We start from the raw sequence: 26695 nt of genomic DNA on the forward strand, positions 1-26695 counted from the left end.
GCAATAGTTTAACATGATTCTTTTGTTCGAATTGTGTAAGTATTCTTCGAATAATGACTTGAGCTCATCTTATTTTCTAGAATTTCACAATTTTTCCCGAGAATATTTTGGTAAAATAATTCCAAGGGGTGAACACAATGGAAACACTTGAGCAACAATGGGGAAAATTAATCAAATATACACGCCAGCAAAAAAAGCTTAAGCAGGATGATGTCGCATTCGGCATTTGTACACCGTCCTATTTAAGTCGTATCGAAAATGGGATTGTCATTGCCGAATATGCTTTGTACGAGCAATTATTCAATCGACTTAGCATTAGTTTAACCGAAACGATGCATCAAGAGCAGCACTTCTTACAGGCGTATGAAGTCATTTACGAAAAGCTTTTATCAAACGATTCGCTTTCTGACGAAGAAATCAAACTGCTTCAAGAATACGAGCAAACATTCCAGCTATTTGATCATCAGCTAATTGCTAAGCTCATTTATTGCCGTTATTTACTCTCGATTAAGCAAGATAAAATGGCTAGCTCTATTTTAAACGAGCTAGAGCCGTTTATTCCATATAATACTGACCGTATGACATCACTTTATATCGCGATAACAGCATTTGCACACCTGTCCTTTTTAGAGTTTAAACAGTTAGCCGATCGAGAACAAAATAACTTCAACGCACAGCTCTTGATACGGGCAAGTGATTTTGAGCAGGCAAATTATCATTATCATGTTGCATTTGCCAATCACCGAAGCTATCAATTTCAAAAAGCACTAGATCATATTGAATTGGCGACAAATCATATCAGTCATTTATTTAAACCACTATTTCAACTAAAGCTTTATTCTATGAAAGGTGTCATTTTCAATGATTTAAATCGCTTTAACGAAGCATTAAACGAATATAACGCTGGATTAAATTTACTGAACCATGTGCCATCTATTCAAACACCTATGCAATTTAGTTCAATATATAACAATATTGCGTATTGCTATGAATGCCAAAAGGATTTCGAAAAAGCCTGTAAGCATTATGCACTAGCGCAGCACTATGAGCACGATTTACATTCCGTCATTAATTGGATGCGCACATGTTATCAGTTGCAAGATTTTACACAGCTAAATCACTTATTAAATAAGTACGACAAAGCCCAATTTTCTGTTCCACACCATTTACACCAACGCGCACTCCTTGCCTATGCATGTGAAAAAGAATGTTCAATATCCGACCTCAAACAATTAGAGGAACAAGCATTTCCGCATTTTGAACAGCAACAATATTTTGCACTCACTCTTTTTTACGCACCACTTTGGGCAGGATTTTATGAAAACTTACATGCATATAAACAAGCAAGTAATTGCTATCAATTAGCGCTACAGGCTAGTGAAAAAATTCGCGAACGAATGAGCAAATAGAGGTGATGTATGAACTATAAAAAAGAGTATTTTCTATTGTGGATTGGTCAAGGTATTTCAAGACTTGGCAGTTGGATTTATTTAATTGCATTGAATTTAACAGTCTGGCATATGACCGAATCCCCCACTATGGTTGCTGGTTTGTATATGATTGGCCCAATTGCTCGAATTGTTGCAAGCTTCTTTGTTGGCTCAATTGTAGATCGCTCAAATAAACGTATTATTCTTATATTGAGCGATGTGTTTCGAGCAATAGTTGTATTTATGATACCTTTTGCACCATCTATATGGATAATTTTTAGCTTTGTATTTTTAACAAATATTTCCGCAAGTTTTGCACAACCAAGCAGTACTTATATGATTACTAAATTGGTTACCGAGCAGGACCGACCGCGTTTCAATGCGATTAATAGTATTTTAAGTTCAGGTAGTTTTATGATTGGTCCTGCACTTAGTGGCATAATTATTGCAATGACAAATACATCTATCACGATTTGGGTGAACAGTTGTATGTTATTAATTAGTGCCTATTTTATGTACTTGTTACCTAATATCTCACAGCGTGTTACGGACGGACAAAAAATCATTTCTCCAACCGTTCTACGTAAAGATTTTCAGGTTGTATGGCAGGTGATGTCACAGCATCGAAGCTTGTTACAATTTTTCGTGTTGTATAGCTGCGTCTTGATGATTGCCCATGCACTTGATTCACAGGAGATGTCATTTTTAAAAGATTTCCACCATGTTTCTGATGCATCTTATGGTGTCATTGTTGGGGTTACTGGGATTGGCTCTATTGTTGGGGGCATTGCAGCGGCAAGCTTTGTCAGGAAGCTATCAATCTCAACTTATATTGGAGCTGGGCTATTATTGACTTTAGCTTGCTATACGATATTTTATGGTTCACCCAATCTAATACTTGCGATTATTGCTTTCATCCTACTTGGCTTTTTCATGTCGTTTAGCAATACCGGGTATGCGACTATCTATCAAAATAGGGTTCCAACTGAAATTTTGGGGAGATTTACAAGTGCACTTTCGCTATTTGAGAGCATATTACAAATTATTATAACGCTAATAATCGGATTATGTGCACAATGGTTTTCAATCCAACTGGCGACAAGCATGTTCTCCTTAATAGCGTTTACTTTAGCTTGTGTGCTATATCGCTTTATAAGCGTTAACAAAAATAGGATAGGGGTATAAAAACTATGTTTCGATACGAAACGATTTGTTATTGTTGTAAAAAGGTTTTTTTCGTTGAAGAAGGCTCGAACAAATATCGATTATTTAAGCAAAATATGCAAGGAAAATATTCATGCGAGCAATGTGATGCAAAAGTATATCAAGAGGCTCGCGCACAATTATTTAGTAAATTAACTTAAAAAACGGGGTGTGCTTCGTCAAATAACCTTCAGCACACCCCTATTAAATCAAAAGCCATAAAACACGGTCTTAATTCTGCATATTAACTTGAAGCTTCCTTACCTTTGGCGGTGTATAGTTCGCTGCTAACACACCCACAAAAATAAAGAGTGCCCCTAGCATTTCTTGTCCGTTCATTCTCTCATTTAAAAATACAAAGGCAAACATGGCCGCAAAGATTGGTTCAAGCGAAAAGATGAACCCTGTCGACACTGCGTTTGTGTACTTTTGTGCAATAGACTGTAATATAATTGCAAAGGCTGAACAAAAAATCGCTAACATAAACAACGAGCCCCACCCATTTGCAGTTTGTGGTAATACGAGCGGTTCATTTAACAATGCTCCAATTAAGCTAAAGAAACCTGTGAAAAATAATTGAAACACACCAAGCTGTAAACTATCATGCTTTAGAACGAAATGATTATTCAAAATAATATGTACAGCATATAAAAACGCCGTTATTAAACATAGCGCCATGCCAAAGCTAATCGAAAACGAACCCTTTAACGATAAAAGCCCTAAGCCAACTAATGTGATTATTCCCCCTGTTATGACTTGTCGAGTTGGTAATTTACGTGTTATACCAATCATTAATAATGGAATAATAATAACTGTCGTTGCTATTAAAAATCCTGCAACAGAGGCATCTGTAATTCTTAGTGCATAGCCAAATAATATACAAACTAATGCCATAATAGAACCAAGTAAGCTACTCGCCAAAATAGTTTGTGCTGTAACCTGTTTAATTCGTTTCCAAAATACGATTGCCGTAATGACAAACGCTATTAAAAAACGGTAGGCAATCAATGTAAATGGCTCTAGCTCCATCACAGCTGTTTTTGTAAATAAATACGATGCTCCCCACGCTACCGTAACTAGTACTAATAAAAAATTCGCTTTTTTAATACTCACTGATAAAACTCCTTTTAGAAATGAACAAGCTGCTACATTTTGCAAACTGTTATTATTTCAAATAAACAAAACTGTTACCATCATAACAAGAATTTCGATAGCCGAAAAAAATTTTTTTCTGTATATTTAGTTATTCAGTAGCTTTTATCCGCAATCAACTGAAACTATCCAATTTCGAGCGAAAACTGGACAACTATTTTTCACTATTGATTTGATCTAAAACAAAATCTACGAATAACATTTTGTTTTTCTTTTTGCATATTCAAATGTTAGGGACGTAATCTAAATAAAGATCAACCCGAAAAGTATATACTTTTCGGGCTGACCATCGTTCATGTGTTAAATAAACCGCTTAAGGGCAGTGCTTCTGCGGTGGTTAGAAGGAAAGAGCGAATGCTAAAAGCGTCAAATCCTTTGACAACGCATCCATGACTAGCTTCGCGCTAGCCTCCAACCTCGGCGCAAGGATTTGTCCCAGAAATACTTCTAGGACAAATCCTTCTAACTATTTTTTACGCATAAAATAAATCACGAATAGCATGACAAACCAAACAGGTGTTAATAATAACGCTGTGCGTGTTGATTCAGAAATGGCCATTACTACTAGTAGAAATACGAAAAATGCCAAGACTACATAGTTCACAAATGGCGTTAAAGGCGCTTTAAAAATCGATGCTTTATGCAATTCAGGATGACGTTTTTTATACAGTATATGTGAGATTAAAATGATACCCCATACCCAGATAAAGCAAATCGCGCTAATTGTTGTCACGACATTAAATGCATTTTCAGGCATTAAATAGCTTAGTAATGCACCGATCGAAACGACGATTGAAGATAACAACAATCCATTTTGCGGCACGTGATTTCTATTTAGCTTACCAAATGCTTTCGGTGCTTGATTGTTATTACCTAAGCTAAATAGCATTCGGCTTGTAGAGAATAACCCACTGTTTCCTGCTGATGCAGCAGATGTTAACACAACAAAGTTAATTAAGCCTGCTGCAACAGGAATGCCGACTAATGCAAACACTTGCACGAATGGCGAGCTTGCTGCGCTTAAAGTATCCCATGGATTAATCGTTAAAATAACGAATAACGCACCTACGTAGAATAATAAAATACGTACTGGAATTTTGTTAATGGCAGAAGGAATATTTTTTTGTGGATTTGCTGTTTCTGCTGCAGAAACACCCACTAGCTCTACACCTACAAATGCAAAGACAACCATTTGGAATGCCATTAAGAAGCCAAATGCTCCGTTCGGAAATAGCCCACCATGCTCCCAAAGATTCGATACGGCTACCTTGCCTGATTCTGTTTCAAAACCAATAACAAGTAACACTATTCCGATCGCAATTAATGCAACAATCGTAATGATTTTAATTAACGCAAACCAAAACTCTAATTCTCCAAATAATTTAACGGTTAATAGGTTCAGGGCTAATAACACAACTAAACATACAATTGCCGGCACCCATTGAGGTACATCAAACCAATATTGTGTATACATACCAACCGCAATAATATCGGCCATCGCTGTCATGATCCAGCAAAACCAATACGTCCAGCCTGTTACATAGCCTGCCCAATCACCTAAATATTCAGTGGCAAATTCAGTAAATGATGAATAGCCACCTTTCGAAAGTAGTAATTCTCCCAACGCACGCATAACAAAAAACAAGGCAATACCAACGATTAAGTAGGCAAAAATAATGGATGGTCCTGCTAGTGCGATCGCTTTCCCTGACCCTAAAAATAACCCCGTTCCGATCGTTCCACCAATCGCAATCAATTGTACATGGCGATTTTTAAGGTCGCGCTTTAATTCTGGTTGTTCCAAGACGATTTCCTCCAAAAGATATATTTGCATACCACTTTTGTGGCTCAAATAATAGTTATCTTCGCGGTCATCAAGTAATTTTTCTGAAAATTAGAAAAGGGACTAGTATATTGACTAGTCCCTGTTTACGTAAGAATAATAACGTCTCTCATTACTCTTCTGTCCTTTTGCCTGAGATAGTGAACCCTTCGGCGACGCTTCATGCGCTCTCTCCAGAAACTGCTCCCGTCTGTAGTGTTATCCACAGCGATCATTGCTTGATAATATTCAATTGTACAATTCGCTTCCGGCATCTTCCATCCACAGAATTGTTCGCGCCAATACTATTATTGTACAATAACTAATACTAGCAGTAATCTTTCATTATTACAATAACCTCGACTAACACGACGACTAGAGAATTAGCAAATACATCGATTTTTCAACAAATTCAACTCAAATAAAAGCAATATTACATGCAAAAAAATGTTACATTGAAAATAATTATTGAGTTTTCAGTGAAACCTTTCAATGTCATTAATGATAATGAGCAAATTTACTAACAAAAAATGGATTAAGTGCAGTGTTACTTAATTTTGGCGGGCTACGGCATGACAGCATTATGGTCACGTGGTACGTGTCCATACTACTGTCTTTAATGCCGCATGCAAGGCCCGCAAAACTAAAATGTTACTTTTTCCTATATAGTTAATAGCGCAAAATGCTGCCGCTTGCGCTATCGCGAGGCGGCGGTGATGGATAAAGTAGTACGTTTTTTATAACATTTTCTCTATAATTAAAAATTAGCTCTGTAAATAAAATCATTTTTAGACGAATGTAGACTATATTTCAATTACAAAGTTCAATTCAGCACACTTAATTCAAACACTTTGTAATAATAACCAACTCTAGTTTTATAGTAGAGTGCCGCGAAGAGAAGGGGCGGACTCCTTGGGGATTAAGCGTGTGCGGAAAATCCACTATATACTTGCCGCCGTAGTGGCAAGCATATAGTTAGTTGTAGCCACGCCCCCAGGAAAGCATGCCCCGTAGCGTAGCAGAACGAATTATATTATCTGAGTGTCCTTAATTCTAAATTTTGTATTGAAAAATACTCATTGTGAGGTCATTAAATTTCTATATTTACATTTTCTAATCGAATGGCGTACGGATCTTCTAATGTACCTTTTGTCGCATTTGTCTTTTTTAGTTTGATTACATATGAATTTGGCATTGCTATATCATTACATGCAATTGATTTTTGTGTACGAATTTCTTCAGGGAAATTTAACTTCACATGAAGCGTATCTTCTTTTTGCGTTAACGTATCAAAAACTAGCCCGCAGCCATTTGAATATTCTGTCACAAATAATACTTCTTCTGTTGCAAAATCAATAACAGGTGTCTCATCAAAGTGGAATATCTCTGCCCAGCTTTGATATAGCTTTTCATCTTGAATTAATGTCATAGAAGTCCCTACTTCATGTGGTATAAATTCCAAGTGCATTAGTAATTCATAATTTAGTTCATTTATATCTATAGGCTGTTCAATTGGAGATGATACATCTTCATCTGTATCAGGTTCTTTCTGTTTTTCTGTACATCCTACTAAAAAAGTTCCCAGTAATATGCTTAATAATAAGAAATAGTTCTTCAATAAAAATCAACTCCTTTTCTAGTAATGGATTAGTAGCATGAACGGCAAAAAAGTTCAGCCTTCCTCTGTTCTTATCTAAACAATTCAATAAAATGTATCGTTTTATTCGAACTTGAACACCTTATACATGTAAGTTTCATCAGAGAATTTATCCTTTTTCGTAAAAAATGTGCTTGAGAATTAAAGTTATCTCAAGCACATTTATTAACCCAATAATGTTTTTAATGCACTAAATCGCTTTCCTATATAGGAATAGCCTTGTTTTGTGTACATTTCGCGCGGTGTATCGTCCCCATCAGCAACTAAAATAATTATTTTTTCCGAGTAATGTTTCATAACAAATTGCTGAAGTTTTGTACCTATCCCTTTCTTTTGATGGGCTGGCAAAACGAACAAATTATCAATTTCTGCTGTAGTTGCTGATTCAATAACATCAAGCGATCCTACAACCTTTCCATTATATGTTGCGACAATTTGAGCTGTTCGCTTTAGTTCAAAGTCCCTTTTTAACATAGCACTTTTAGCTTGAGCGTAACTTTCACCCCATTGTAATGCATCTTTATAATGAATCTCTAAATAGCCTTCTAACGTTCTAGGAGACACAAATTCGATTGTCACTTCAGGACAAATCGGTTCTCGCGTAAAAACATTCGGATTTATGGAATACATTTCCAAACTAGCAATATCAAATTGATCCGATAATAAATATTGATGCAATTCAATTGGAATTTCTTCATCTTGTGGAAATACAGCCTTTAAAAACTGTCGTCCACTTTGGAGATGTTTATGTTGCAAGTAGACCAAAGCTGCCTGCAGTTCGGATAACGTAGGAGTTGATAAAAATTCGATAAAATTACTATCGTAGCGGTCTTTCACTTCATCAAGCTGATAATGCCGATAAAGTTCCGTTTCTCGTTCAAGTTGCGCAAATATATTTATATTTTGAAAAGATAAAGTCATAAATAATCCCTGCTTTCTATTACAAAATTAGTCAAACTACTTTCTAATGTAATATTACCAAAAAATTTACAAAAAGATATTAAATAAAATAAGGGGAAATAATAAGTAATAAAATGGTTTCTTAAAAAAACACATATAGCTACGTCATGCAAATTTGTAATTTGAAATTTAAACAACATATTATTTTTTGTCTAAAAAAGTGAAAATTCACGATAATAAGAGCATATCTCACCATTTTAAAGTGAATATTTAAAACTTCCGTACTTTACATGAATACGTCAAATAATCTAATAATTCAGCAATTATGATTTTGGTGGAATTTGACGTATAATAGGATTGTTTATACAACTATTACACCATTCTCTTGGAGGGTTCGTACAAATGAGTACACGTATTGAAAAAGACTTTTTAGGCACATTAGAAATTCCAAAGGACGTTTATTATGGAGTTCAAACAACTCGTGCATTAGAAAACTTCCCAATTACAAAAATGACAATGCATCCTGAATTAATCCGTGCATTTGCCATTGTAAAGAAAAGTTCAGCTTTAGCTAATGCTGCTATCGGCAAATTAGACGAAAAAATTGCAAATGCTATTGCCCATGCTGCTGATGATATTATCGCTGGTAAACTACATGATCAATTCGTAGTAGATCCAATTCAAGGTGGCGCTGGTACTTCGATGAACATGAATGCCAACGAAGTAATTGCTAACCGCGCATTAGAAATTTTAGGGGAAGAAAAAGGGTCATATTCAATCATTAGTCCAAACAGCCACGTAAACATGGCACAATCGACAAATGACGCTTTCCCATCAGCAATTCACATTGCAACGGTTACAACTTTAGATAATTTAATTATGGCGATGGAAATCATGCGTGATAGCTTCATCCAAAAATCAGTTGAATTTGACGGTATCGTGAAAATGGGCCGTACACACTTACAAGACGCTGTTCCTATTCGTTTAGGTCAAGAGTTCGGGGCATATGCTGCAGTAGTTGCTCGTGATATTGCACGTGTGAAGAAAGCACAACAAGCAATGCTTCAAATCAACATCGGTGCTACAGCAATTGGTACTGGCTTAAATGCTGACCCAGAATACATGAACTTGGCGGTAGAAAATATTGCGAAGTACAGCAACTTCCCATTCGTAAAAGTGGAAAACTTAATCGATGGGACGCAAAACACAGATACGTACGCTGAAGTGTCTTCAATGTTAAAAATTTCAATGATGAACATGTCTAAAATTGCTAATGACTTACGCTTAATGGCTTCAGGTCCAAAAGCAGGTTTTGCTGAAATTCGTTTACCAGAACGTCAACCTGGTTCTTCAATTATGCCAGGTAAAGTTAACCCAGTAATGCCTGAAGTAATTAACCAAATTGCATTCCAAGTTATCGGAAATGACGTAACAATTTCACTAGCTTCTGAAGCAGGTCAATTCGAATTAAACGTAATGGAGCCTGTTCTTGTGTTCAATTTATTACAATCTATTGAAATTATGACAAACGGCTTCACTGTATTTACAAAACTTTGCTTAGATCACATCGAAGCAAACGAAGAGCGTATGCATGACTTTGTTGAGCGATCAATTGGTGTCGTTACTGCATTAGCACCACACTTAGGCTATGAACGTTCAAGTCAAATTGCACGTGAAGCTTTACACAGTGGCAAATCAGTACGTGAATTATGCTTACAATACGAATACTTTACAAAAGAACAATTAGATATTATTTTAAATCCTTTTGAATTAACACAACCAGGTATTGCTGGTGAAAAAAAATTAGCGAAAAACTAATTTCAAATTGAAAAACGCTAGTCCTTATAATAGAGGACTAGCGTTTTTCATTATCCAAAAAGCATATCTTTTGCCAATGTAATAGCACGTTTACTTACTTCTAATCGGTCACCATCTGCATTTAATTTTACAACACTCGTCGTTTCATCAAAAATAGATTTTAACTGTGACTTGGGCTTCACCCCGACCATCATCGTTTGTGATTCTTGTCTTATTTTAGCAGGTTGCTCTTGTGTAGTGTCGACTTGACCGCCACTACCTACCTTTGGAAATGGAATGCTCACTTCAGGCTGAGCTTTTCGTCGCGTTTGATTATTAAGCCCCGTACTGCCTGCTCCAACTGAACGAATCATTCATGTCCCCCCTTTTGTTGCTGTTCTTTTTTGATTTTATCTGCACGTCGAAACGTCATTTCCGCTTGAACAAACATAAAAATAACTGCTACCACAATTAATATTACTACCCATTTCCCCAACAGAATTCCTCATTTCTTGCACAATGTTTACTTTACTAAACTGTCTTTTAAAATCAAGTTCACAAAGTGCTATTTTTGATTTAGTACCTATAAATTTCTCAAACCTAGCAAATAATTATGTTTTTTCGCTTAAAACAACACCAAAAACTGCATAACTTTTTAACCATTATTTCTAAAAAACTATTTATTATCATTTTAGTATGTATCTTTAACAGATGGGATAAGAAAATATGTAGAGCTAATATAACGGTTAATTTTCAATAGCCTACCCGTTTGAAGACTTGTATGAAAATTCTCTCGTTATTAAATCGGTTAATTCTTTTCACTACCTTACAATTGCTTAAAGCGAACAAGCACTTCTTGATCATGTAGATTGTAGTGGCGGATTTATCAATTGTGGAAATGATTTAGATTAAGAGTGAGTTCGCAAATTAGCGAACTCACTTTTTTCGTTTTACTTGTTGCTTTGCAAATATCTCTGTACCAGATAGTGCTTGGTTTGCTAATTGATCTGCTTCGTCATTTTGCTTTCGTTCTACATATTGATAGATAGCGGTTAAACCTAATTTTTGTAACTTGGCATCGACTTTATCAGCCCAGCTAGCAAGTGCATTATCCGAAACTGCCCATTCCCCGTTCATTTCATTGATAACTACTTGTGAATCACCAAATACTTCAATTGCTTGATGATGAACACCAAGCTCCTCTAATTGCTCGATTGCAAATAGTAGCGCTGCATATTCAGCCTCATTATTTGAAATTAAATAGTGTGCTTGTTGATTAAGACGCAAGCGATAGTGTTGATTGTTTTGCTCGAAATAGATAACAACACCTAGTCCCGCTAATTTTTCCTCTCGATTAAAACCACCGTCAAAATAAAGCTGTACGTTATGCGGCTCGATTTCAAGCTCCTGTAAATACTTTTTCAATTCTTTCATTGTCCATTCGCTATCATGTTCATCCGTTAATGAATATGTTTTCATCCGACCTGTTTTTTTCATATCTTCTATTAGTAAAAAAGCATGTGCTGCTGGTATCGACTCACTTCTATACGTAATTTGCTGTTTTGTTGGTGTTTCGTAAATCCACTCAATCGATAGATTCAATTAGTTCCCCCCTTTTGAAATAATAAAAACACTGCAAACGGCTCCACACATTTTCCCATAATTATACCAAACAACAGATGGCTATACAAAAATCCGCCAATACGTTATAGTACAAGTGGTGATAATATGAATGTAAAATTTTATGAAAACAATGAAAAACGCCTGCTCGGTATTACTTTAAAGGATGCCCGTTTACATGAAAATAATAATATGGCTTTACATGTATGCCAGAATGCAGCGCAAATCGTCCACAACCGTAAAACACTCGCACATTTGCTAAATACTGATGTGAATAATTTTGTTTGTGCCAATCAAACACATAGTGCAAATTTCGTACAGATTACAGAAAAGCTAATCGGTAATGGTGCGCTAGATAGCTCAACAGCAATTCCCGAAACAGACGGGCTTTATACTTATGAGCCGAATGTTGTGATTTCAAGCTTTACCGCTGATTGCGTACCCGTATTATTTTATAACGATAAAACAAACTTAATCGGTGCCATTCATTCGGGTTGGCAAGGAACAATTAAAGAAATAACACTAAAGATGCTACAGCATTTGCAAGCGCACGAAGATTGTCGGCTTGAAGATGTGCATGTCATAATCGGTCCGGCAATTAGTCAGGAAAGATTTGAAGTTGATGCAGATGTCTATGAAAAATTCAAAGCGCTCGGCTATGCAGATGAATTTATGTACTTCAATGATCGTACGGATAAATACCATATTGATAATCAGCTAACTGTGAAAAAACAATGTGAAATTGCCGGCGTCCCAAGTGCCAATATTATGACTGACCCGATGTGTACATTTAACAGTGAAGACGGCTTTTCATACCGCCAAGATCGTGGAACTGGTCGTCACTTAAGTTTTATTATGCGTAAATAGCTCCTTAAATTGAAATGGGGACGTCCTAGAATTAATTCTGGAACGTCCCCCCTTTCATCTATAATTTTATTCGCTGTAATCGCAGTGCATTTAATACAACCGACACGGAGCTAAATGCCATCGCTGCTCCGGCAACCCAAGGCGCTAATAACCCGAGAGCGGCAATTGGAATACCAATAACATTGTAGGCAAATGCCCAGAACAGATTTTGTTTAATATTCGTCATGGTTTTACGACTCATTAAAATCGCATCGGCAATACTGTTTAAATCGCCGCGAATTAATGTAATATCTGCAGCTTCCATCGCTACATCAGTCCCTGTTCCGACAGCCATTCCGATATCAGCCATTGCTAAAGCTGGTGCATCATTAATCCCATCTCCAACCATCGCTACCTTTTTCCCTTGCTGCTGCAATTTTTCAATTTGCTGGGCTTTCTGCTCTGGTAATACTTCTGCAATTACTTCATCAATCCCGACTTCCGTTGCAATTTTTTGTGCAGTACGTTCATTATCTCCTGTCAGCATCACAACTTTTATACCAAGCTCATGTAATCTTGCTACTGCCTCTTTCGATGTTGCCTTTACAGTATCTGCAACCGCTACAATTCCAGCGAGCTGTTCGTTAATGGCAATAAGCATGGCTGTTTTTCCATCACGCTCAAAGCTTACTAATTGCTGCTCCACTATGTCTAATATCGTAACATTCTGTGAATTCATAAACTTTCTCGTTCCTACGAGTACATGTTTACCCGAAACCTTTGCCTCTATCCCAAACCCTGGAATTGCTTGGAAATCCGTTGCCTGTTCAATTGTAATGCCCCGTTCTTTCACACCCTGCACAATTGCTTCTGCTAATGGATGCTCCGATGCATTTTCAGCGGCTGCTACTTTTTCGAGTATATCGGTTTCACTAAAGTTATCAAAAACGATAACATCTGTTAGCACAGGTTGCCCATTTGTGACAGTTCCTGTTTTGTCAACAACAACCGTGTCAATAAAGCCCGTTTGCTCTAAATGTTCGCCGCCTTTAAATAATATACCAAACTGCGCCGCTCGACCTGATCCTGCCATAATCGATGTAGGCGTTGCTAAGCCCAGTGCACATGGACATGCAATTACAAGAACTGCAATTGTAGCTTCAAATGCTGCTGTAAAATCTTTACTTACTAACCACCAAATAATGAATGTTAAAACTGCAATCCCCACAACTATCGGGACGAAAATACTTGAAATTTTATCTGCTAAACGTTGAATTGGCGCTTTTGAACCTTGAGCTGCTTCGACGATTTTTATTATTTGAGCAAGTGCTGTTTCATGCCCAACTTTTAGAGCCTTCATTTCAAGTGCACCGTTTTTATTAATCGTTGCACCATATACGAAATCGCCTGCCTTTTTATCAACGGGTAGGCTTTCACCTGTTAGCATCGATTCGTCAACGGCTGAAACACCACTTAGTACTTCCCCATCAACTGGTATTTTTTCACCTGGCTTAATACGTAAAATCTCACCAATTTGTACTTGCTCTAACGCAATTTGTTGCTCTATGCCATCTCGTACGACAGTTGCCACTTTTGCTTGCATGCCCATTAACTGTTTAATCGCCTGTGACGATTTCCCCTTCGCACGGGCTTCGAATAATTTACCAAGTATAATTAATGTAATTAGCACCGCACTCGTTTCAAAATACAAATGAGGCATATGATTCGTACCTGCATGCAAAAGTGTTTGATAAATACTATAGAAGTATGCGGCACTCGTCCCCATCACAACGAGTACATCCATATTAGCAGAGCCACTGCGTAGTGATTTATAAGCCCCTACGTAAAACTGCCATCCAATAATGAATTGCACAGGTGTTGCTAATACAAGCTGTACCCAAGGATTCATTAAAAAGTCAGGTACATATAAAAAACTAGTCCATGAAAAGTGCCCTACCATCGTCCATAGCAGTGGTAATGACAAAATCGCTGCGACAATAAACTTCCATTGCTGTTTTTTTATCGCTAGTTCACGATGGTCGACTGGATCACCTTCTAGTACTTTTTCTGCACCATAACCGATTTTTTCAATTCGATTCATAATATCCAATATCGATATTTGAGATGGATTAAATTCAATTGTTGCTTTTTCAAGTGCTAAGTTGACATTTGCAGTTGAAATTCCGTCCACTTTACTAAGCACTTTTTCGATACGAGCCGAACACGCCGAACACGTCATTCCTGTAATATTTAGCTCTGCTTTTTCCTTTACTACATCATAGCCAAGCCCTTGAATTTTTTGCTCAATTTGTTCAGGTTTAAGCGTTTCATTATTATAGGAAATCGTTGCTTTTTCCAGTGCTAAATTTACATTGGCATCTTCCACACCGTCCATACGTTTCAAACCTTTTTCAATACGTGCTGAACACGCTGCACAGGTCATTCCTGTAACCTGCATTGTTATTTCTTTTTTTGTCATCTCACTTCACCTCTCATATACCTACATGGGGTATAAAAATATTTAAAAAGATAGGCTCCCTTTTCACAGAATGGATAGAGAACCTTCGCAAAATTAACTTCCTTTATTGGGTGTTTGAGTACCCATAAAAAGTTACACGACGTCGTAGCCTTGCTCGTCGATTGTTTCTTTAATTTGATCAACTGTAACTGAAGATTCATCAAAAGCAACAATTACTTTCGCATCTGCTAAATCAACTTTTACTTCTTGAACACCTGCTAAAGCACCAACACTTGTTTCTACAGCTTTCACACAGTGACCACATGACATACCCTGTACATTTAATGTTACATTTTCCATCTTAAATCGCTCCTTATTTTTTCATTAGTTTTTGAATTGTGACAATAAGTTCATCGAGCACTTCATCGTCACCTTCATTTAATCGATCGACAACACAGCCTTTTAAATGACCTTCAAGCAAAATTTTTGCCACACTATTTAAAGCGGATTGCGTAGCGGATAATTGTGTAATAATATCATCACAATAAACATCTTTTTCAATCATGCCCTTAATACCACGAATTTGGCCTTCTACTCGGTTGAGCCTTGTCGTTAAATCTTTTTTTATCTTCTCAGGATGATGACTCTTGCGACAGCTAACTTCATGCGTTTCTTGTACATCATCATTACTTTGCATGTAAATCAATCCTCCTAACTTAAGTTCACTTTAACATACCTTAAGGGGGTATGTAAAGCGAAGAGTTTTTTTATTTTTTCACAAATTTCCAGAATGGAATTTGATGAGTAAGACTACAGCAAATCAACTCGATGAAACATTAGAATAAATTCTACACTGTGCGCCAATGATTAAAAAATTATTCTCAGCAGATGATTTAGCTTCGAAAATATAAAAATAACCGTGATGTCCGAATTGGACGTCACGGTTATTTTTGTATAATACCATAATGAAATTTTGACGTTAAGCGTATATCCCGTTTAAAACCGTAAAGCTCAAACCATTCTGATTGATAATGTGCTTTTAATACAACACGCTTTTTTGCCACACGTATTGCTTCATCTACCCAAGCTGCTGATAATGCAATATGACTGCCTGCATGACGAAGAGCCTCAAAATTTGAAGATTCTTCAATTACTTGTTCAAACATCGGGTCCATATAGACAACATCATAGCTATTGGAAGGTTGCTGCTGTAAAAATTCTAATGCATTTGCGTGAATTACTTCAATATTACGCATGCATTTAGTTAAAGGCAGCTCGGTAGTATCATACGTTTGCATGCCGTTCTTCACGATAAATGCGACGTTTCGATCTGCTTCAAGCCCGGTAACTTTCCCCTGCTCTCCTACTACAAAAGCAGCGAGTAAGGAATCAGAACCAATGCCAAGCGTGCAGTCTAAAAACGAATCACCTTGCTGTAAATCGCAAGCAGTAAGGAATGGCTCCTGTTCACCGCGTGCCACACGCTTTAATCGAAAGGCCGATGAATTCGGATGAAAAAAGAAAGGCGCCTCAGCACCTTTCGCATAATATTCATAACGGTTCTTACCCGCTACTATGACATTCGCATCATAGTTATCTGCAAGGTTTTTCACAGATCGTTTTTGACGTGGAACAATTTCCGCTTCTAGTTCGTTACGTGCAAAATCGGCAAGCTGTAGCGACGCATCATCTGGTCGCCCTGCTGTTGTGACGATGGTTACTCGGCACATACTTGCTTTAATACATCTGCTAAATGATCTCGAATTTGCTCCATTGGGAAGCCTTCGATTTGTTCACGTGGAATAAAGTACGCTAATTGACCATCTTTTAAAATTGCCATCGATGGTGAGCTTGCTGGTACTTCATCGAAATAACCACGCATTGCTGCTGTTGCTTCTGGGTCTTGACCTGCAAACACCGTTATTAATTGATCTGGCTTCACTTCCGCCACTGCTTCACGCGCTGCTGGACGTGCTAAACCTGCTGCACAGCCACAAACAGAGTTAATCACGACAAGTGAAGTCCCCTTCGTTTCTGCCATAAATTCATGCACGCTATCTGCAGTCGTTAATTGTGTAAAACCCGCATTTTCAAGCTCTGCACGCATTGGCTGGGTTACCTGACGCATGTATTCATCGTAAGCGTTCATATTTTCGCCTTCTTTCATTTATATTAACAATGCCCATTATAACAGGGTTTTTACGGGTTGTACAAAGATTGGATTTTCATATATTTTCGGATTGTTTCGGGATTTATGTTACCTTTTGGTTACCTTTTTGTTTTTAAAAAAATTTGGATTCTTTAAAACGCAACGGTTGCGTTTTTTGGAATGGATTCAATTTTTCAAAGACGACAAATAAAGTTGTCTGTTTTTTATTATGTACTTACCATTCTATTTCCAATAAAATGGATTCAAAGGGAGTTGATAATAATGGATAATCTATTTATGATTTTATTTTTATTAAGCGTGGTAGCTATCCCGATATTCATCGTTTTATCGATAGTCGCTTTTATCAAAAAAAATGGATTAAAAGGTAAAAAACAAATTAAATTCGCAGGTTTCTCGCTTGTAGTTATGATTGTATCTTTGATGGGTGTTGGTGCAACAGGAGATACATCGGACTCTGCCGCTGATGCAGACAACGAAAAAGTGGAAACAGTAGCTAAAGTCGAAGAGGAAAAAACTAAAGAAGAAACACCGGAAGAAAAGGCTGCACGTGAAGCTAAAGAAGTCGAAGAAAAGGTTTTAGCGGAACAAAAGGCCAAAGAGGAAGCAGAGGCGAAAGCTAAAGCTGAAGAAGAAGCCAAAGCGATTGCAGAAGCTAAAGCAAAAGAGGCTAGTATTCCCCGTGAACATAAATCAGCTTTGAAAAAAGCAGAACAATACGCTCAAACTATGCACATGTCAAAAGCAGGGATTTACGACCAACTAACATCCGAATACGGTGAGAATTTCCCGGTAGAAGCTGCACAATATGCAATCGATAACATCCAATGGGACTGGAACGCGAACGCCTTAAAAAAAGCAAAATCATACGCTGATATGATGGATATGTCGAATGCGGCTATTTACGATCAATTAATTTCTGAATACGGGGAGAAGTTTACAAAAGAAGAAGCACAATACGCTATTGATAATTTATAAAAACAAGCCCTCCACAAACCATTGTGGAAGGCTTTATTTATGACTATACATGATGTTTTTTCCTTTCTGACTTAACTACTTTCCAAGTCTTTCCTCCGCCTACAGGCACTTTACCAACCATTATAAACCCTTTTACATCGTGCCCTACTTGTTTTTTAATCTCATTCGTTAAAATATTCGCGATAATATTTGGGTCTACAATATTATGACTGTGCTTTGGTGATTCATACTCTGACGCTTTATCTTCACCGTTTTCGTGATAATAATAAACGCAATGAAAATGATCTTTACCCACTTTATTCACCCCCTCCTCACCAACTTACAATAATTAACATTACATGTCTACAAAATATGGCAAACTGTCTGTTTGGAGGTATTTTATAATTTTTCGTCGACTATAGGCATAAGTAATATACACGATTTTATACGAAAAAAAGGGCCAGTAAAAAAGAAAAATGCTGAAACAACATACGTTGTTCTCATTGTATAAAAACGTTTATTGGGTTTATATTGTATGCTTTATAAATCAAGAATGAACCAAGGTAATATTGAGTTTGATAAAAATCGAGACGCTTTTTCAACAATCGTGTCAGTGAAGTTGTTACATATAGATATAAGAAAATTATAGTAATCACTCTTTTTTTTCTTTATTAAGAAGTTCAATTATTTTATCAAGTTTATGTTCAATATCTTTAGAATTGGAATTTCTAAATTGTTTTAGAATTGAGCGAACTACATAATACACCGCAAATAATAGTACAAATAGTATAACTAAAATATTCAATTGAGAAACTAAATCTCCGATACGCATTTTCTTCACCTCGAAAACAAAATGTTTTGTTTAATTTTACCATAAATTTCTCGATAAATATACATGGATATAGCCTGATTGTTGAATGTTGTAAACTCACCCAAAGCAGTGTTTGGGAACAATTCGTTCCTTATTTTTGTAAATCCGCATAAATCTGACGAGACCCCTATAATGACTCGTATTTTCACTCGTCCTGGTGCTCGACAATAATTTAATTATTGTAAATATAAATTAAGAGTGAAGTTGAAAAGATGTCATAAAAACTCACCCCGTCGCAATCAATGAATGCAGCATTTTTTTAAATTCATTTTTTAATTGCTTGTTATTGTATTTCAAAATCTCTTCATTTCCCTGCATCATGTAATGATAATTGCTATGTTCATCATCTACACGTTTCCATTGACCTACTTGTATCTTATTTAATCTTAAAAGCCGTTGTAAGTTGTAATAATCGGATGGATTGCAAGTAACTTATTAATTAAGTCTTGCAATTTTGGTGTTTTAATACGATCTGGAAATTTTTCGATTTGTTCTTTGTCACTTATTAAAGATCTATGCGCCATATTTCTATTAGAATGAATTGGTGTAGAAGTTGCTGTTGTTCTTCTGTCATACGATACCACGCTCTTTATAAACGACTGGTGCAATTGCTAACACATTGTATATGATAAAAGTATGTTTTGCTTATTTGATAAAACAGTAAGCCTGCATATTGTCTCCGATGATTTTAACAAGCTTAATACGACGTTTTGTAATCTTGCCGTCTTTAGCCATATACATAATATCCACCGTTTGATATCGCTGCATTGCACGTACTAATTGTTCTTTCATAATAATTAAATCCTTCAGCAAAAAAGAACATTTGTTCTTGTTTTTGATTATTATAGAACTTTTGTTTCTATTTTAAAACAGAAAAAATTTTATTTTATTGGTAAATATATGATTAAACGTAAAAAAGCCAGCTCCCTAATTACGGTCCCTAGATTTATGCGGATTTACAACGTTAAGGTAAGAATAGTCCCCAATCGAAAAATTTTAGGAAGGTTTAAGTTTTATCGTAAAAATGGAACATTTTGTAATTGTGTTATAATAGTCTTAAAGGTGGGATTTTCATGGATTTTTATATTGTTATTGTTTTGATATTATTTATTTGTATTTATTTACTCTCTACTGTCAGTAAACTTAATAGTCGTGTGAAAGGTTTGGAATATACGTTGGAACAGATTACCAAACAAGTTGGTGTACCTGAATACCCAATAAATAACGAATTACGACAACTCTTAAAAGAAGGTAATGATGTCAAGGCGGTAAAAAGAGCGAGAAAAACATTAGGGCTTTCATTAATAGAAGCCAAACAGTATATTGATATTTTAAAACTTGAAGTCAAATAATTTTCTAACACGGAAATTTAAGATTTTATATACGGTTGTATAATAAAGAGGGGGGATAAAAATGAATTTTCCGATGATTTCTCAAATACGTTTCCCAAAATTAATATTACACTCATTGTTATTAATCTTTGTTTTGACACTGATATTTATATTTAGCATAGGCATAATTAATTGGATATTTGATACAAATATTTCTACAGAAAATGGACCTACTACATTCTTAGTTATGATTTGGATTTTCTTTGCTATCCAGAATAAAAAATATCAGAAAAAAGCTTAGTTTAAATAGATGTAACGTTATAATTTTACGAATAGCCTCTAGACTTGCAAAAAAGGGGAATTGTAATGATTGGAAATATTTTATTAGGCTTATTTTTGATTTTTTCAATTAGGAAATTTTATAAAAATAGAGCAATTTTTAAGAAGCTTTCAAAAAAAGAATGGTTACAGTATATCGTAGGACTTTTAATTGCGTGGGCTGTAGCTATGATAATAATTATTGGTGGTTCCAATCTAACGGAAATTATTCAAATAACTTGGTTAAATAAAGTTTTGGCAATTATATTTATTTTGATTGGATTGTCTTTTGCAGGATTCATTATAAATAAAACCTTGCCAGAAAAATTAAAAGAATTATACTCGTGATATAAGGATATAATAGTGACTTAATTGCATTGTTATACACTTAAAGTAAAAATAACGTTCCCAAACGGAAGTTTGTTTACTCTACTAGGAAAGCTTTCCCGACGAGGGTTTGGGAGGCTTTGTACTTTGTCTAATTATCAAACTCGATACATATAAAACTTAATAGTTAAAAGGAGAAAATGAAATGAATATTTATTTAATAATATTACCAATGATTAGTATGTTGTTAGGTTTATATTTAGTATGTCTGTCACTCTGGGAATTAAGAGTTGGTATAGATAGAAAAAGGTTTATAACCTTCTCGTTTACAGGGCTATTTTTGATCTTTATTTTCCCAAATATGTTTGGTTATTTTCAATTATTTACAAATAACTTTCAATAAATATCTGCTACCCTTATAAACGAAAAAAGCCCACTACCTTTATTGGTAATGGGCTTCGTTTTATACAAAATGAAATTTAATTCTAATATGTGAAAAGACTGCATTATCAACAATTTACGCCATTTGTATAAAATGATGTATAAACTTTTATCATAAGAAAATTCACCAAACGTTGTTTTAACAACACTCGTGACTTTTTAATGTATACGCAGGAATGTATGATCTTGACATCCAAAGGTATTTCTTCTCCGCAATTTGAACATACAGGTACTTTTTCTTCATTCATGGAATCCACCATTTCAATTCGACAAAAGAATAGGATTCCCTTCTAATAATCGACAACTTTTAAGTATAAGAAATTAGGATACTCGTTATTGCCCAATATAAAAGACCTCCACAACGATGCGGAAGGCCTTAATATTTATCATTTTCTCGCAAAACGTTGCATGCCATCTAAATTAGCTTGCCAATTCATCATTTTCATAAACTTTATAAAATTTATACTTGGGCTATTACTTGCGTTCCAAGCTGCTTCTGTATGCCAACCTCTTCGTTTTATTGACACTAAACCTAGTGCCTCGCAATAGTCAAATTTTTGTTTTGTACTCATTAATACTCCTCCTTATTTATAAACCTATATACTTATACGTTTTAGGTTTGAAATTTTAAAATCAGATGGAGTAAAAACGAAAGAAAAATCATTAAATATGTCGATTTTGTGAACAAAAAACATTTATCGCCTAACCTTACCACTAATCTGACTCAATTCCTGCTTAATCTTCTGAATCAAAGTAGGCCTGTTATTGCCGAAAGTAGCCTTGGTACTAAAGCCATTTGTTTCATAAATCTCTTTTACGTCAGTGATTCGGGCATCCATCGTAATGCCCCAAACTTTATTATTGATGCATTTAGTTTGATTCAAACGATGAAAAGGTAATTTTTACTCAATGCTCAATCACTTTCCAAACTACACTATCATCATCTGATATCCAATAAGATAAAAGTTCCACTATTTTACCCTTTGGCACATTTTGATAATGAGCTAAAAAATTTTCTACTTCATCAGCTGCAAAATATTTTTCTCTTATAAATGCTAAGAAAAATTTTGTAGCTTCACCTTTAAATTTGTTTACATAGGCTATTGTTTTATCGACATCATCCATAAATATTTGATCTTTGGCATACTTCCCTTTATATTTCATTTCTACCACTGCTACTACTTCATCAATACAATTACCTAAGTATTCATTTTGCGCTTTCTCTACATCTAGCCTTACAACAACTAGGTCAATTTTTTGTTTGGTATCAATGTAATACTCCGTAAAAATAGCCAATTGATTTTCCCTAAGAAATGAATCACCTAACCTATTTCTTAAATGAAAATAAAATGCGTTTTTTAAAGTATCTTCTTTTAATAAAAAGGAGTTTTCATAATCATCTTTAATATCATAGATCCAGATATCCTTAATCGCTGAATGAACCTTATAATAAATACTCTTTTCCATCGATCATCCCTCCAACAACAATATAGAACTTATTGTTAAGGATTTCTGTAGAAAAGTCATTAATAATTTTCTTATAATATATAACGCTAGTCGTTTGACTACGTTTAAATATATTTTTGCTATTGAAACAATTATTGAGTTACTACACATTTTGTGACAAGTGAGTAGTTGCCCATTTCGAATCGTCTGAAAATGCAATATAAAAAGCACCTTCGAGTGAGAGTGCTTAATAACCAATTTATCTATTATCAATTTTCGGGCTTTTATCAGATAGGTTTTCCCAACCCTCTATTTTAGCTTTAGCCATTAATAATTCTACATGAGCCAAACTAGGGATTCTTGCTTGTCCCCTTGCAGCTTGCAAATTCCCATCATCACGTCGCCAAATAAAACGGTAACCAAAGGAATGTGTACCATCATCATAGTTATATTTGCACCATTGAAGACATAAAACCCAATCCTTTTTCAATTTAGAGTCATCTGTGGTTACCTCTTTGATAACGTCTATATTTGCACTAATTGCCATATAATCGCTCCTCCCTTTAATCTACTAAATTCGACAAAAGGATCAAAGTACCTTTAACAACTTTTTGATAAAAAAGCAATGTTAGTTACTACGCATAATGCGACGATTGTATAAAAAGAAACCCCACCAAATGGTGAGGTTTAAATCATTATTACTCATGTGGAAATATAATTAAAAGTCTCTATAAATAATAGGAAGTGATTCTTCTCCTGTTTTAGTGAAAAAAGGCATTAAATAATGAGACACACCTATAAATTTAAGGTTCCTGTAAGCTTTTCAAAAAGTTACTGTAAGAATGAGAGGTTAAGATAGCCATAGAGCAATAAATTGTGAAAGATAAGGAGATTGTAAGAATGAATTCGTTAGTTACTCAGAAAGAAAGAATCGTTTCCTTAGATATTATTCGTGGGATAGCGTTATTTGGCATTTTGTTTATAAATGTAGCAGCCTTCAAGGTATTACTAGAGGCACCGCCTGAATATAGCGGAATCAACGGTATTATTGAAACGCTCATTGATATTTTTATTGAGAAGAAATTCTTTTCGATTTTTTCATTCCTCTTTGGTGTAGGTTTTTATATTTTTACTTCACGTGCAGAAGCACGTGGCGATAAGCCAAGATGGCGTTTTGCAAGACGTTTACTAGCTTTATTATTAATTGGTATCGTCCATATATTTGTTTTTTGGGGCTCAATCCTTTCTATCTATGCAGTTATAGGTTTTTTCCTCATTCCATTCTATAGTGCAAAGATTTCAACGATTAGTAAATGGCTATTTGCTATTATTACTATTCATGTACTTTGCATTCTCGGACAATTATTTATGCCAAATCAAGGAGCCTTTTCAACTGTTTTTGGAATATTAGGAAATGATGTAGTTACTATTTTCATCATGTTTTTAACTGGGTTTTTAGTAGCAAAAGCTGATTGGATTAGTCATATTAGTGAATACTCAAAACAACTAAAGTGGATTCAATTTGTGACATTCCCCATTTTTGTAGGGATCTCTCTATGGATTTGGTTTGCCCCAAAAGGAGATTATCAAAATCTACAATTAATTATGGGTTTAGGTGTAATTCCGACAACGTATTTTTATTTAACTTGTCTATTTGTTATGTTGGAGAATAAAAGCATCGCGAAGTTTCTTAAGCCAATTGGACGAGTTGGTCAAATGGCATTCACAAATTATTTGGCGCAAAGCTTTATTGGCCTAGCTATTATTTCTTTAATGGGGCTTGAAGTTGTTTCGCCTTCTTATGTGGTTATCATTGCAATCTTAATTTATGCCATTCAAATTATCTTTAGTGTTATCTGGTTCAAATTCTTTAAAATGGGACCATTTGAAAAGCTATGGCGCTTTATGACCTATGGAAGAAAAGCAATGCCAAAGAAATAAACTATTACGCGCGAAACTCCCTGTGGTGAATGATTCCAATCCGCCAGGGAGTTTTTCGATTATAGGATTTTCTAGTTGAAGTAACGGGGGCATTGGAGGTAATTTTTATAATATCCCTTTTAGCTGATCAAGAACTGATTTAAAGTCCTGCAATTCCCCAATATCTCGGAAGTTTCTAAATGGATTCCCTACAACTCTTACTCGTTCCAACACATTGTGTATAGTAAACTTGTCTGGTCTTAAGAAATCATTCACCTCATCCCAATATAATGGTGTAGCTATTAACCCTTTTTCATTTCCCCTTGCTGAATAAGGTGCAATAATCGTTTTCCCTTCACGGTGTTGTACATAATCCAAATATAATTTATTGTTCCGATTCTTTTTCAATCGTTCTGTGGTAAACCATTGAGGATACTGCTCTATTAAAAACTTGCACACAAATTCCGTAAAAACACTTGTCTCTTCATATGAAAAGGTGTTGAAAGGTAATGGAATATAAATTTGCATTCCCTTCCCACCTGATGTTTTGATGAATGATTTTAAATTGAACTGGTCAAAAATAGCCTTCATTTTTAATGCTGCATCTATTGCTAAATGAAATTCATTAACAGAAGGTGGATCTAAGTCAAAAACAATTTCAGTAGGCTTTTCTGTATGAATCGGTTGAAATGGAATGTGTAACTCTATTGCAAGCTGATTTCCTAGCCACATAAGTGTTTCGATGTTATTACAAATAACAAAGTTCGTATCATCAATTGTTTGAGTTGAAACAAAGTCAGGTGTATTTTCTGGGGAGTTTTTCTGATAAAAATTTTCACCTGGTACCCCATGGGGATAACGAATAACAGTTAATAACCGCTCTTTTAAAAAAGGCATCATATATGGAGCAATGGTTTGCAAATACAACAAGTAATGATTTTTATCGATACCTATGACTGGCCATACAGGTTTTTCAGGATGTGTTATAGATACCGATTCCGGTATTGGCTGAAGTTGTCGTTGCAATTGTTGCCAATTACATTGATCCGGATTTATATCAAACCTAAATGAATTAAACCTTGGCTCTCTTAATTTACTGCCATCAAAATCAATGCATGCAATATCGACACAAATTGATGGTTCAATTGACCATGTTCCATTGATTTTATTTCCATTAGCTTCAAAGAAAGTAACAAGTGTTTTCATCTCTTCTCCCTGCAACCCTTGTTTAAATGTGACAACTTCAATCAAACTATCCCCTTGGTAAACACCACCACTAAAATAACCGTTTCCTGTATCATACTTGTACACAATTACCGAAATGAATCGCCAATTTTTTATCTTCAACCAACTTTTTGACCTAGTATCACTTAGCCATTTACTCGTCTCTTTCTTAGCTATGACTCCTTCGCCATTGTAAACTTTAATCTTTGACCATAATTCATCGCCATCCTCAAATACATCAATTGCTTGAATTCTTTTTGTCTCTTCATAACTAACTGAAACAGGAAGTTCTAAACCACTAAGAACTTTTACAAGCATCTGTTTACGAGTCGTTAACTGACGATTGGATTGATCTTTCCCTCGATATTTTAAAATGTCGAATACTATATAGTGACAAGGAAATATTTTTGCGTGTTCTAAAATGACTTCCTTATTCCGCATACGTCCTCTTTGTTGGACAATTGTAAAATTACTTTGAAAATCATTTGCTAAGTAGACCAATTCCCCATCTAAAATTAAAGGTAGATGAGCTTTAATCGATATATATATTTCACTACAAAAGTCAATAATTTCAGGAAACATTTTATTCAACACATTTCCGTTTCTACTTTTTAGGATTGGTGCTTTTTCTAACCACTCTAACGTACATCGAAAGCCGTCGTATTTGGTTTCATAAAGCCATTCATTACCCACAGGGATTTCATCGGTATCAGTTAACAGCATAGGTTTCATTTGTGTAAACCTCTTTTTTCTTTAGTTTTTGATTAATAACTATTACTAATACATAAAAACTTAAGAAAACTTAATA

29 protein-coding genes, 1 pseudogene and 1 riboswitch are annotated in these 26695 nt (G+C 35.3%); of the genes and pseudogenes, 10 read left to right on the top strand and 20 right to left on the bottom strand.

Features of this window, described 5'->3' with window-relative positions; all coding sequences use genetic code 11:
* Nucleotides 1-137: 137 nt before the first annotated feature.
* From O7776_RS11270 to O7776_RS11280, 3 genes are read left to right on the top strand one after another with little or no spacing between them, the layout of a single operon-like run.
* The gene (locus O7776_RS11270; RefSeq protein ID WP_274307164.1) at nt 138-1409 is read left to right on the top strand and encodes a helix-turn-helix domain-containing protein; all 1272 of its coding nucleotides are present in this window, start codon (nt 138-140) and stop codon (nt 1407-1409) included.
* 9 nt (nt 1410-1418) lie between these two features.
* Entirely contained in the window at nt 1419-2615 is a 1197-nt protein-coding gene (locus O7776_RS11275) for an MFS transporter (protein WP_274307165.1), read from the top strand.
* A 5-nt stretch (nt 2616-2620) separates the two neighbouring features.
* The gene (locus O7776_RS11280) at nt 2621-2794 is read left to right on the top strand and encodes a hypothetical protein (RefSeq protein WP_274307166.1); all 174 of its coding nucleotides are present in this window, start codon (nt 2621-2623) and stop codon (nt 2792-2794) included.
* 70 nt (nt 2795-2864) lie between these two features.
* Here the strand turns inward: O7776_RS11280 and O7776_RS11285 are convergent, their stop codons facing one another.
* The 4 genes from O7776_RS11285 to O7776_RS11300 all read right to left on the bottom strand — a co-directional run bounded on the left by O7776_RS11285 (nt 2865) and on the right by O7776_RS11300 (nt 8185).
* Nucleotides 2865-3746: a DMT family transporter gene (locus O7776_RS11285; RefSeq protein ID WP_274307167.1), complete on the bottom strand. Its 882-nt coding sequence runs from the start codon at nt 3744-3746 to the stop codon at nt 2865-2867.
* A gap of 505 nt (nt 3747-4251) precedes the next feature.
* A complete protein-coding gene (locus O7776_RS11290) occupies nt 4252-5589 on the bottom strand; it encodes an amino acid permease (protein WP_274307168.1) in 1338 nt (445 codons plus the stop codon).
* A 149-nt stretch (nt 5590-5738) separates the two neighbouring features.
* Nucleotides 5739-5815: riboswitch (glycine riboswitch) on the bottom strand.
* Nucleotides 5816-6697: 882 nt separating this feature from the next.
* Entirely contained in the window at nt 6698-7225 is a 528-nt protein-coding gene (locus O7776_RS11295) for a dehydrogenase (RefSeq protein ID WP_274307169.1), read from the bottom strand.
* Nucleotides 7226-7429: 204 nt separating this feature from the next.
* Complete coding sequence (locus tag O7776_RS11300; RefSeq protein ID WP_274307170.1) at nt 7430-8185, bottom strand: GNAT family N-acetyltransferase; 756 nt, start codon at nt 8183-8185, stop codon at nt 7430-7432.
* A gap of 381 nt (nt 8186-8566) precedes the next feature.
* On the opposite strand from O7776_RS11300, the gene aspA reads away from it, so the two are divergent.
* On the top strand, nt 8567-9982 hold the full coding sequence (aspA, locus tag O7776_RS11305; RefSeq protein ID WP_274307171.1) for an aspartate ammonia-lyase: 1416 nt from the start codon (nt 8567-8569) through the stop codon (nt 9980-9982).
* Between the two features lie 50 nt (nt 9983-10032).
* On the opposite strand, the gene O7776_RS11310 is transcribed toward aspA, so the two are convergent.
* The 3 genes from O7776_RS11310 to O7776_RS11320 all read right to left on the bottom strand — a co-directional run bounded on the left by O7776_RS11310 (nt 10033) and on the right by O7776_RS11320 (nt 11563).
* Nucleotides 10033-10335: a DNA primase gene (locus tag O7776_RS11310; RefSeq protein WP_274307172.1), complete on the bottom strand. Its 303-nt coding sequence runs from the start codon at nt 10333-10335 to the stop codon at nt 10033-10035.
* A complete protein-coding gene (locus O7776_RS11315; RefSeq protein ID WP_274307173.1) occupies nt 10332-10457 on the bottom strand; it encodes a hypothetical protein in 126 nt (41 codons plus the stop codon). The genes O7776_RS11310 and O7776_RS11315 overlap by 4 nt, the downstream gene beginning before the upstream one ends.
* Before the next feature lie 440 nt (nt 10458-10897).
* Entirely contained in the window at nt 10898-11563 is a 666-nt protein-coding gene (locus O7776_RS11320) for a reverse transcriptase-like protein (protein ID WP_274307174.1), read from the bottom strand.
* Nucleotides 11564-11689: 126 nt separating this feature from the next.
* On the opposite strand from O7776_RS11320, the gene pgeF reads away from it, so the two are divergent.
* A complete protein-coding gene (gene pgeF / locus O7776_RS11325) occupies nt 11690-12448 on the top strand; it encodes a peptidoglycan editing factor PgeF (protein WP_274307175.1) in 759 nt (252 codons plus the stop codon).
* A gap of 58 nt (nt 12449-12506) precedes the next feature.
* Here the strand turns inward: pgeF and O7776_RS11330 are convergent, their stop codons facing one another.
* From O7776_RS11330 to O7776_RS11350, 5 genes are all read right to left on the bottom strand, one after another.
* A complete protein-coding gene (locus O7776_RS11330; protein ID WP_274307176.1) occupies nt 12507-14906 on the bottom strand; it encodes a heavy metal translocating P-type ATPase in 2400 nt (799 codons plus the stop codon).
* 132 nt (nt 14907-15038) lie between these two features.
* Entirely contained in the window at nt 15039-15245 is a 207-nt protein-coding gene (copZ, locus tag O7776_RS11335) for a copper chaperone CopZ (protein WP_274307178.1), read from the bottom strand.
* A gap of 13 nt (nt 15246-15258) precedes the next feature.
* A complete protein-coding gene (locus O7776_RS11340) occupies nt 15259-15582 on the bottom strand; it encodes a metal-sensing transcriptional repressor (protein WP_241369037.1) in 324 nt (107 codons plus the stop codon).
* A 247-nt stretch (nt 15583-15829) separates the two neighbouring features.
* A complete protein-coding gene (locus O7776_RS11345; RefSeq protein ID WP_274307179.1) occupies nt 15830-16615 on the bottom strand; it encodes a class I SAM-dependent methyltransferase in 786 nt (261 codons plus the stop codon).
* Nucleotides 16603-17034, bottom strand: a complete 432-nt coding sequence (locus O7776_RS11350) for a BrxA/BrxB family bacilliredoxin (protein ID WP_274307180.1) — start codon at nt 17032-17034, stop codon at nt 16603-16605. Before O7776_RS11350 ends, O7776_RS11345 begins: the two co-directional genes overlap by 13 nt.
* Before the next feature lie 426 nt (nt 17035-17460).
* Between O7776_RS11350 and O7776_RS11355 the strand changes: the two genes are divergently transcribed.
* On the top strand, nt 17461-18030 hold the full coding sequence (locus O7776_RS11355) for an Ltp family lipoprotein (RefSeq protein ID WP_420802179.1): 570 nt from the start codon (nt 17461-17463) through the stop codon (nt 18028-18030).
* Between the two features lie 43 nt (nt 18031-18073).
* Here the strand turns inward: O7776_RS11355 and O7776_RS11360 are convergent, their stop codons facing one another.
* The 4 genes and pseudogenes from O7776_RS11360 to O7776_RS11370 all read right to left on the bottom strand — a co-directional run bounded on the left by O7776_RS11360 (nt 18074) and on the right by O7776_RS11370 (nt 19672).
* Nucleotides 18074-18325 (bottom strand): hypothetical protein, encoded by a 252-nt coding sequence (locus tag O7776_RS11360; protein WP_274307181.1) that lies wholly within the window; start codon nt 18323-18325, stop codon nt 18074-18076.
* Between the two features lie 336 nt (nt 18326-18661).
* Nucleotides 18662-18841, bottom strand: a complete 180-nt coding sequence (locus tag O7776_RS11365; protein ID WP_274307182.1) for a DUF4083 family protein — start codon at nt 18839-18841, stop codon at nt 18662-18664.
* A 264-nt stretch (nt 18842-19105) separates the two neighbouring features.
* Nucleotides 19106-19282, bottom strand: a pseudogene (locus O7776_RS20405) (YhjD family protein); the annotation flags it as partial.
* A gap of 243 nt (nt 19283-19525) precedes the next feature.
* Nucleotides 19526-19672: a hypothetical protein gene (locus O7776_RS11370; RefSeq protein ID WP_337999441.1), complete on the bottom strand. Its 147-nt coding sequence runs from the start codon at nt 19670-19672 to the stop codon at nt 19526-19528.
* Nucleotides 19673-19953: 281 nt separating this feature from the next.
* On the opposite strand from O7776_RS11370, the gene O7776_RS11375 reads away from it, so the two are divergent.
* The 3 genes from O7776_RS11375 to O7776_RS11385 all read left to right on the top strand — a co-directional run bounded on the left by O7776_RS11375 (nt 19954) and on the right by O7776_RS11385 (nt 20877).
* Complete coding sequence (locus O7776_RS11375; RefSeq protein ID WP_274307183.1) at nt 19954-20232, top strand: hypothetical protein; 279 nt, start codon at nt 19954-19956, stop codon at nt 20230-20232.
* Between the two features lie 61 nt (nt 20233-20293).
* Nucleotides 20294-20512, top strand: a complete 219-nt coding sequence (locus O7776_RS11380; RefSeq protein WP_274307184.1) for a hypothetical protein — start codon at nt 20294-20296, stop codon at nt 20510-20512.
* 65 nt (nt 20513-20577) lie between these two features.
* Nucleotides 20578-20877, top strand: coding sequence for a hypothetical protein (locus O7776_RS11385; protein WP_274307185.1), 300 nt, complete (start codon nt 20578-20580; stop codon nt 20875-20877).
* Between the two features lie 806 nt (nt 20878-21683).
* On the opposite strand, the gene O7776_RS11390 is transcribed toward O7776_RS11385, so the two are convergent.
* From O7776_RS11390 to O7776_RS11400, 3 genes are all read right to left on the bottom strand, one after another.
* On the bottom strand, nt 21684-21869 hold the full coding sequence (locus O7776_RS11390) for a hypothetical protein (RefSeq protein WP_274307186.1): 186 nt from the start codon (nt 21867-21869) through the stop codon (nt 21684-21686).
* A 334-nt stretch (nt 21870-22203) separates the two neighbouring features.
* A complete protein-coding gene (locus O7776_RS11395) occupies nt 22204-22764 on the bottom strand; it encodes a hypothetical protein (RefSeq protein ID WP_274307187.1) in 561 nt (186 codons plus the stop codon).
* 238 nt (nt 22765-23002) lie between these two features.
* Complete coding sequence (locus tag O7776_RS11400) at nt 23003-23290, bottom strand: hypothetical protein (RefSeq protein ID WP_274307188.1); 288 nt, start codon at nt 23288-23290, stop codon at nt 23003-23005.
* Nucleotides 23291-23643: 353 nt separating this feature from the next.
* Between O7776_RS11400 and O7776_RS11405 the strand changes: the two genes are divergently transcribed.
* The gene (locus O7776_RS11405; RefSeq protein WP_274307189.1) at nt 23644-24684 is read left to right on the top strand and encodes a DUF418 domain-containing protein; all 1041 of its coding nucleotides are present in this window, start codon (nt 23644-23646) and stop codon (nt 24682-24684) included.
* Nucleotides 24685-24789: 105 nt separating this feature from the next.
* Here the strand turns inward: O7776_RS11405 and O7776_RS11410 are convergent, their stop codons facing one another.
* Complete coding sequence (locus O7776_RS11410; protein ID WP_274307190.1) at nt 24790-26619, bottom strand: DNA ligase D; 1830 nt, start codon at nt 26617-26619, stop codon at nt 24790-24792.
* Between the last annotated feature and the right edge of the window lie 76 nt (nt 26620-26695).

This window comes from Solibacillus daqui, assembly GCF_028747805.1.
Taxonomy (GTDB): Bacteria; Bacillota; Bacilli; order Bacillales_A; family Planococcaceae; genus Solibacillus; species Solibacillus daqui.

Bases quoted from the DNA above. Each gene is read 5' to 3' on its own strand.
- O7776_RS11270 (WP_274307164.1), top strand. From the start codon at position 138: ATGGAAACACTTGAGCAACAATGGGGAAAATTAATCAAATATACACGC.
- O7776_RS11275 (WP_274307165.1), top strand. From the start codon at position 1,419: ATGAACTATAAAAAAGAGTATTTTCTATTGTGGATTGGTCAAGGTATT.
- O7776_RS11280 (WP_274307166.1), top strand. From the start codon at position 2,621: ATGTTTCGATACGAAACGATTTGTTATTGTTGTAAAAAGGTTTTTTTC.
- O7776_RS11300 (WP_274307170.1), bottom strand. From the start codon at position 8,185: ATGACTTTATCTTTTCAAAATATAAATATATTTGCGCAACTTGAACGA.
- aspA (WP_274307171.1), top strand. From the start codon at position 8,567: ATGAGTACACGTATTGAAAAAGACTTTTTAGGCACATTAGAAATTCCA.
- O7776_RS11310 (WP_274307172.1), bottom strand. From the start codon at position 10,335: ATGATTCGTTCAGTTGGAGCAGGCAGTACGGGGCTTAATAATCAAACG.
- pgeF (WP_274307175.1), top strand. From the start codon at position 11,690: ATGAATGTAAAATTTTATGAAAACAATGAAAAACGCCTGCTCGGTATT.
- O7776_RS11330 (WP_274307176.1), bottom strand. From the start codon at position 14,906: ATGACAAAAAAAGAAATAACAATGCAGGTTACAGGAATGACCTGTGCA.
- copZ (WP_274307178.1), bottom strand. From the start codon at position 15,245: ATGGAAAATGTAACATTAAATGTACAGGGTATGTCATGTGGTCACTGT.
- O7776_RS11340 (WP_241369037.1), bottom strand. From the start codon at position 15,582: ATGCAAAGTAATGATGATGTACAAGAAACGCATGAAGTTAGCTGTCGC.
- O7776_RS11345 (WP_274307179.1), bottom strand. From the start codon at position 16,615: ATGTGCCGAGTAACCATCGTCACAACAGCAGGGCGACCAGATGATGCG.
- O7776_RS11350 (WP_274307180.1), bottom strand. From the start codon at position 17,034: ATGAACGCTTACGATGAATACATGCGTCAGGTAACCCAGCCAATGCGT.
- O7776_RS11355 (WP_420802179.1), top strand. From the start codon at position 17,461: ATGATTGTATCTTTGATGGGTGTTGGTGCAACAGGAGATACATCGGAC.
- O7776_RS11365 (WP_274307182.1), bottom strand. From the start codon at position 18,841: ATGCGTATCGGAGATTTAGTTTCTCAATTGAATATTTTAGTTATACTA.
- O7776_RS11370 (WP_337999441.1), bottom strand. From the start codon at position 19,672: ATGAAAGAACAATTAGTACGTGCAATGCAGCGATATCAAACGGTGGAT.
- O7776_RS11375 (WP_274307183.1), top strand. From the start codon at position 19,954: ATGGATTTTTATATTGTTATTGTTTTGATATTATTTATTTGTATTTAT.
- O7776_RS11380 (WP_274307184.1), top strand. From the start codon at position 20,294: ATGAATTTTCCGATGATTTCTCAAATACGTTTCCCAAAATTAATATTA.
- O7776_RS11385 (WP_274307185.1), top strand. From the start codon at position 20,578: ATGATTGGAAATATTTTATTAGGCTTATTTTTGATTTTTTCAATTAGG.
- O7776_RS11390 (WP_274307186.1), bottom strand. From the start codon at position 21,869: ATGAGTACAAAACAAAAATTTGACTATTGCGAGGCACTAGGTTTAGTG.
- O7776_RS11395 (WP_274307187.1), bottom strand. From the start codon at position 22,764: ATGGAAAAGAGTATTTATTATAAGGTTCATTCAGCGATTAAGGATATC.
- O7776_RS11400 (WP_274307188.1), bottom strand. From the start codon at position 23,290: ATGGCAATTAGTGCAAATATAGACGTTATCAAAGAGGTAACCACAGAT.
- O7776_RS11405 (WP_274307189.1), top strand. From the start codon at position 23,644: ATGAATTCGTTAGTTACTCAGAAAGAAAGAATCGTTTCCTTAGATATT.
- O7776_RS11410 (WP_274307190.1), bottom strand. From the start codon at position 26,619: ATGAAACCTATGCTGTTAACTGATACCGATGAAATCCCTGTGGGTAAT.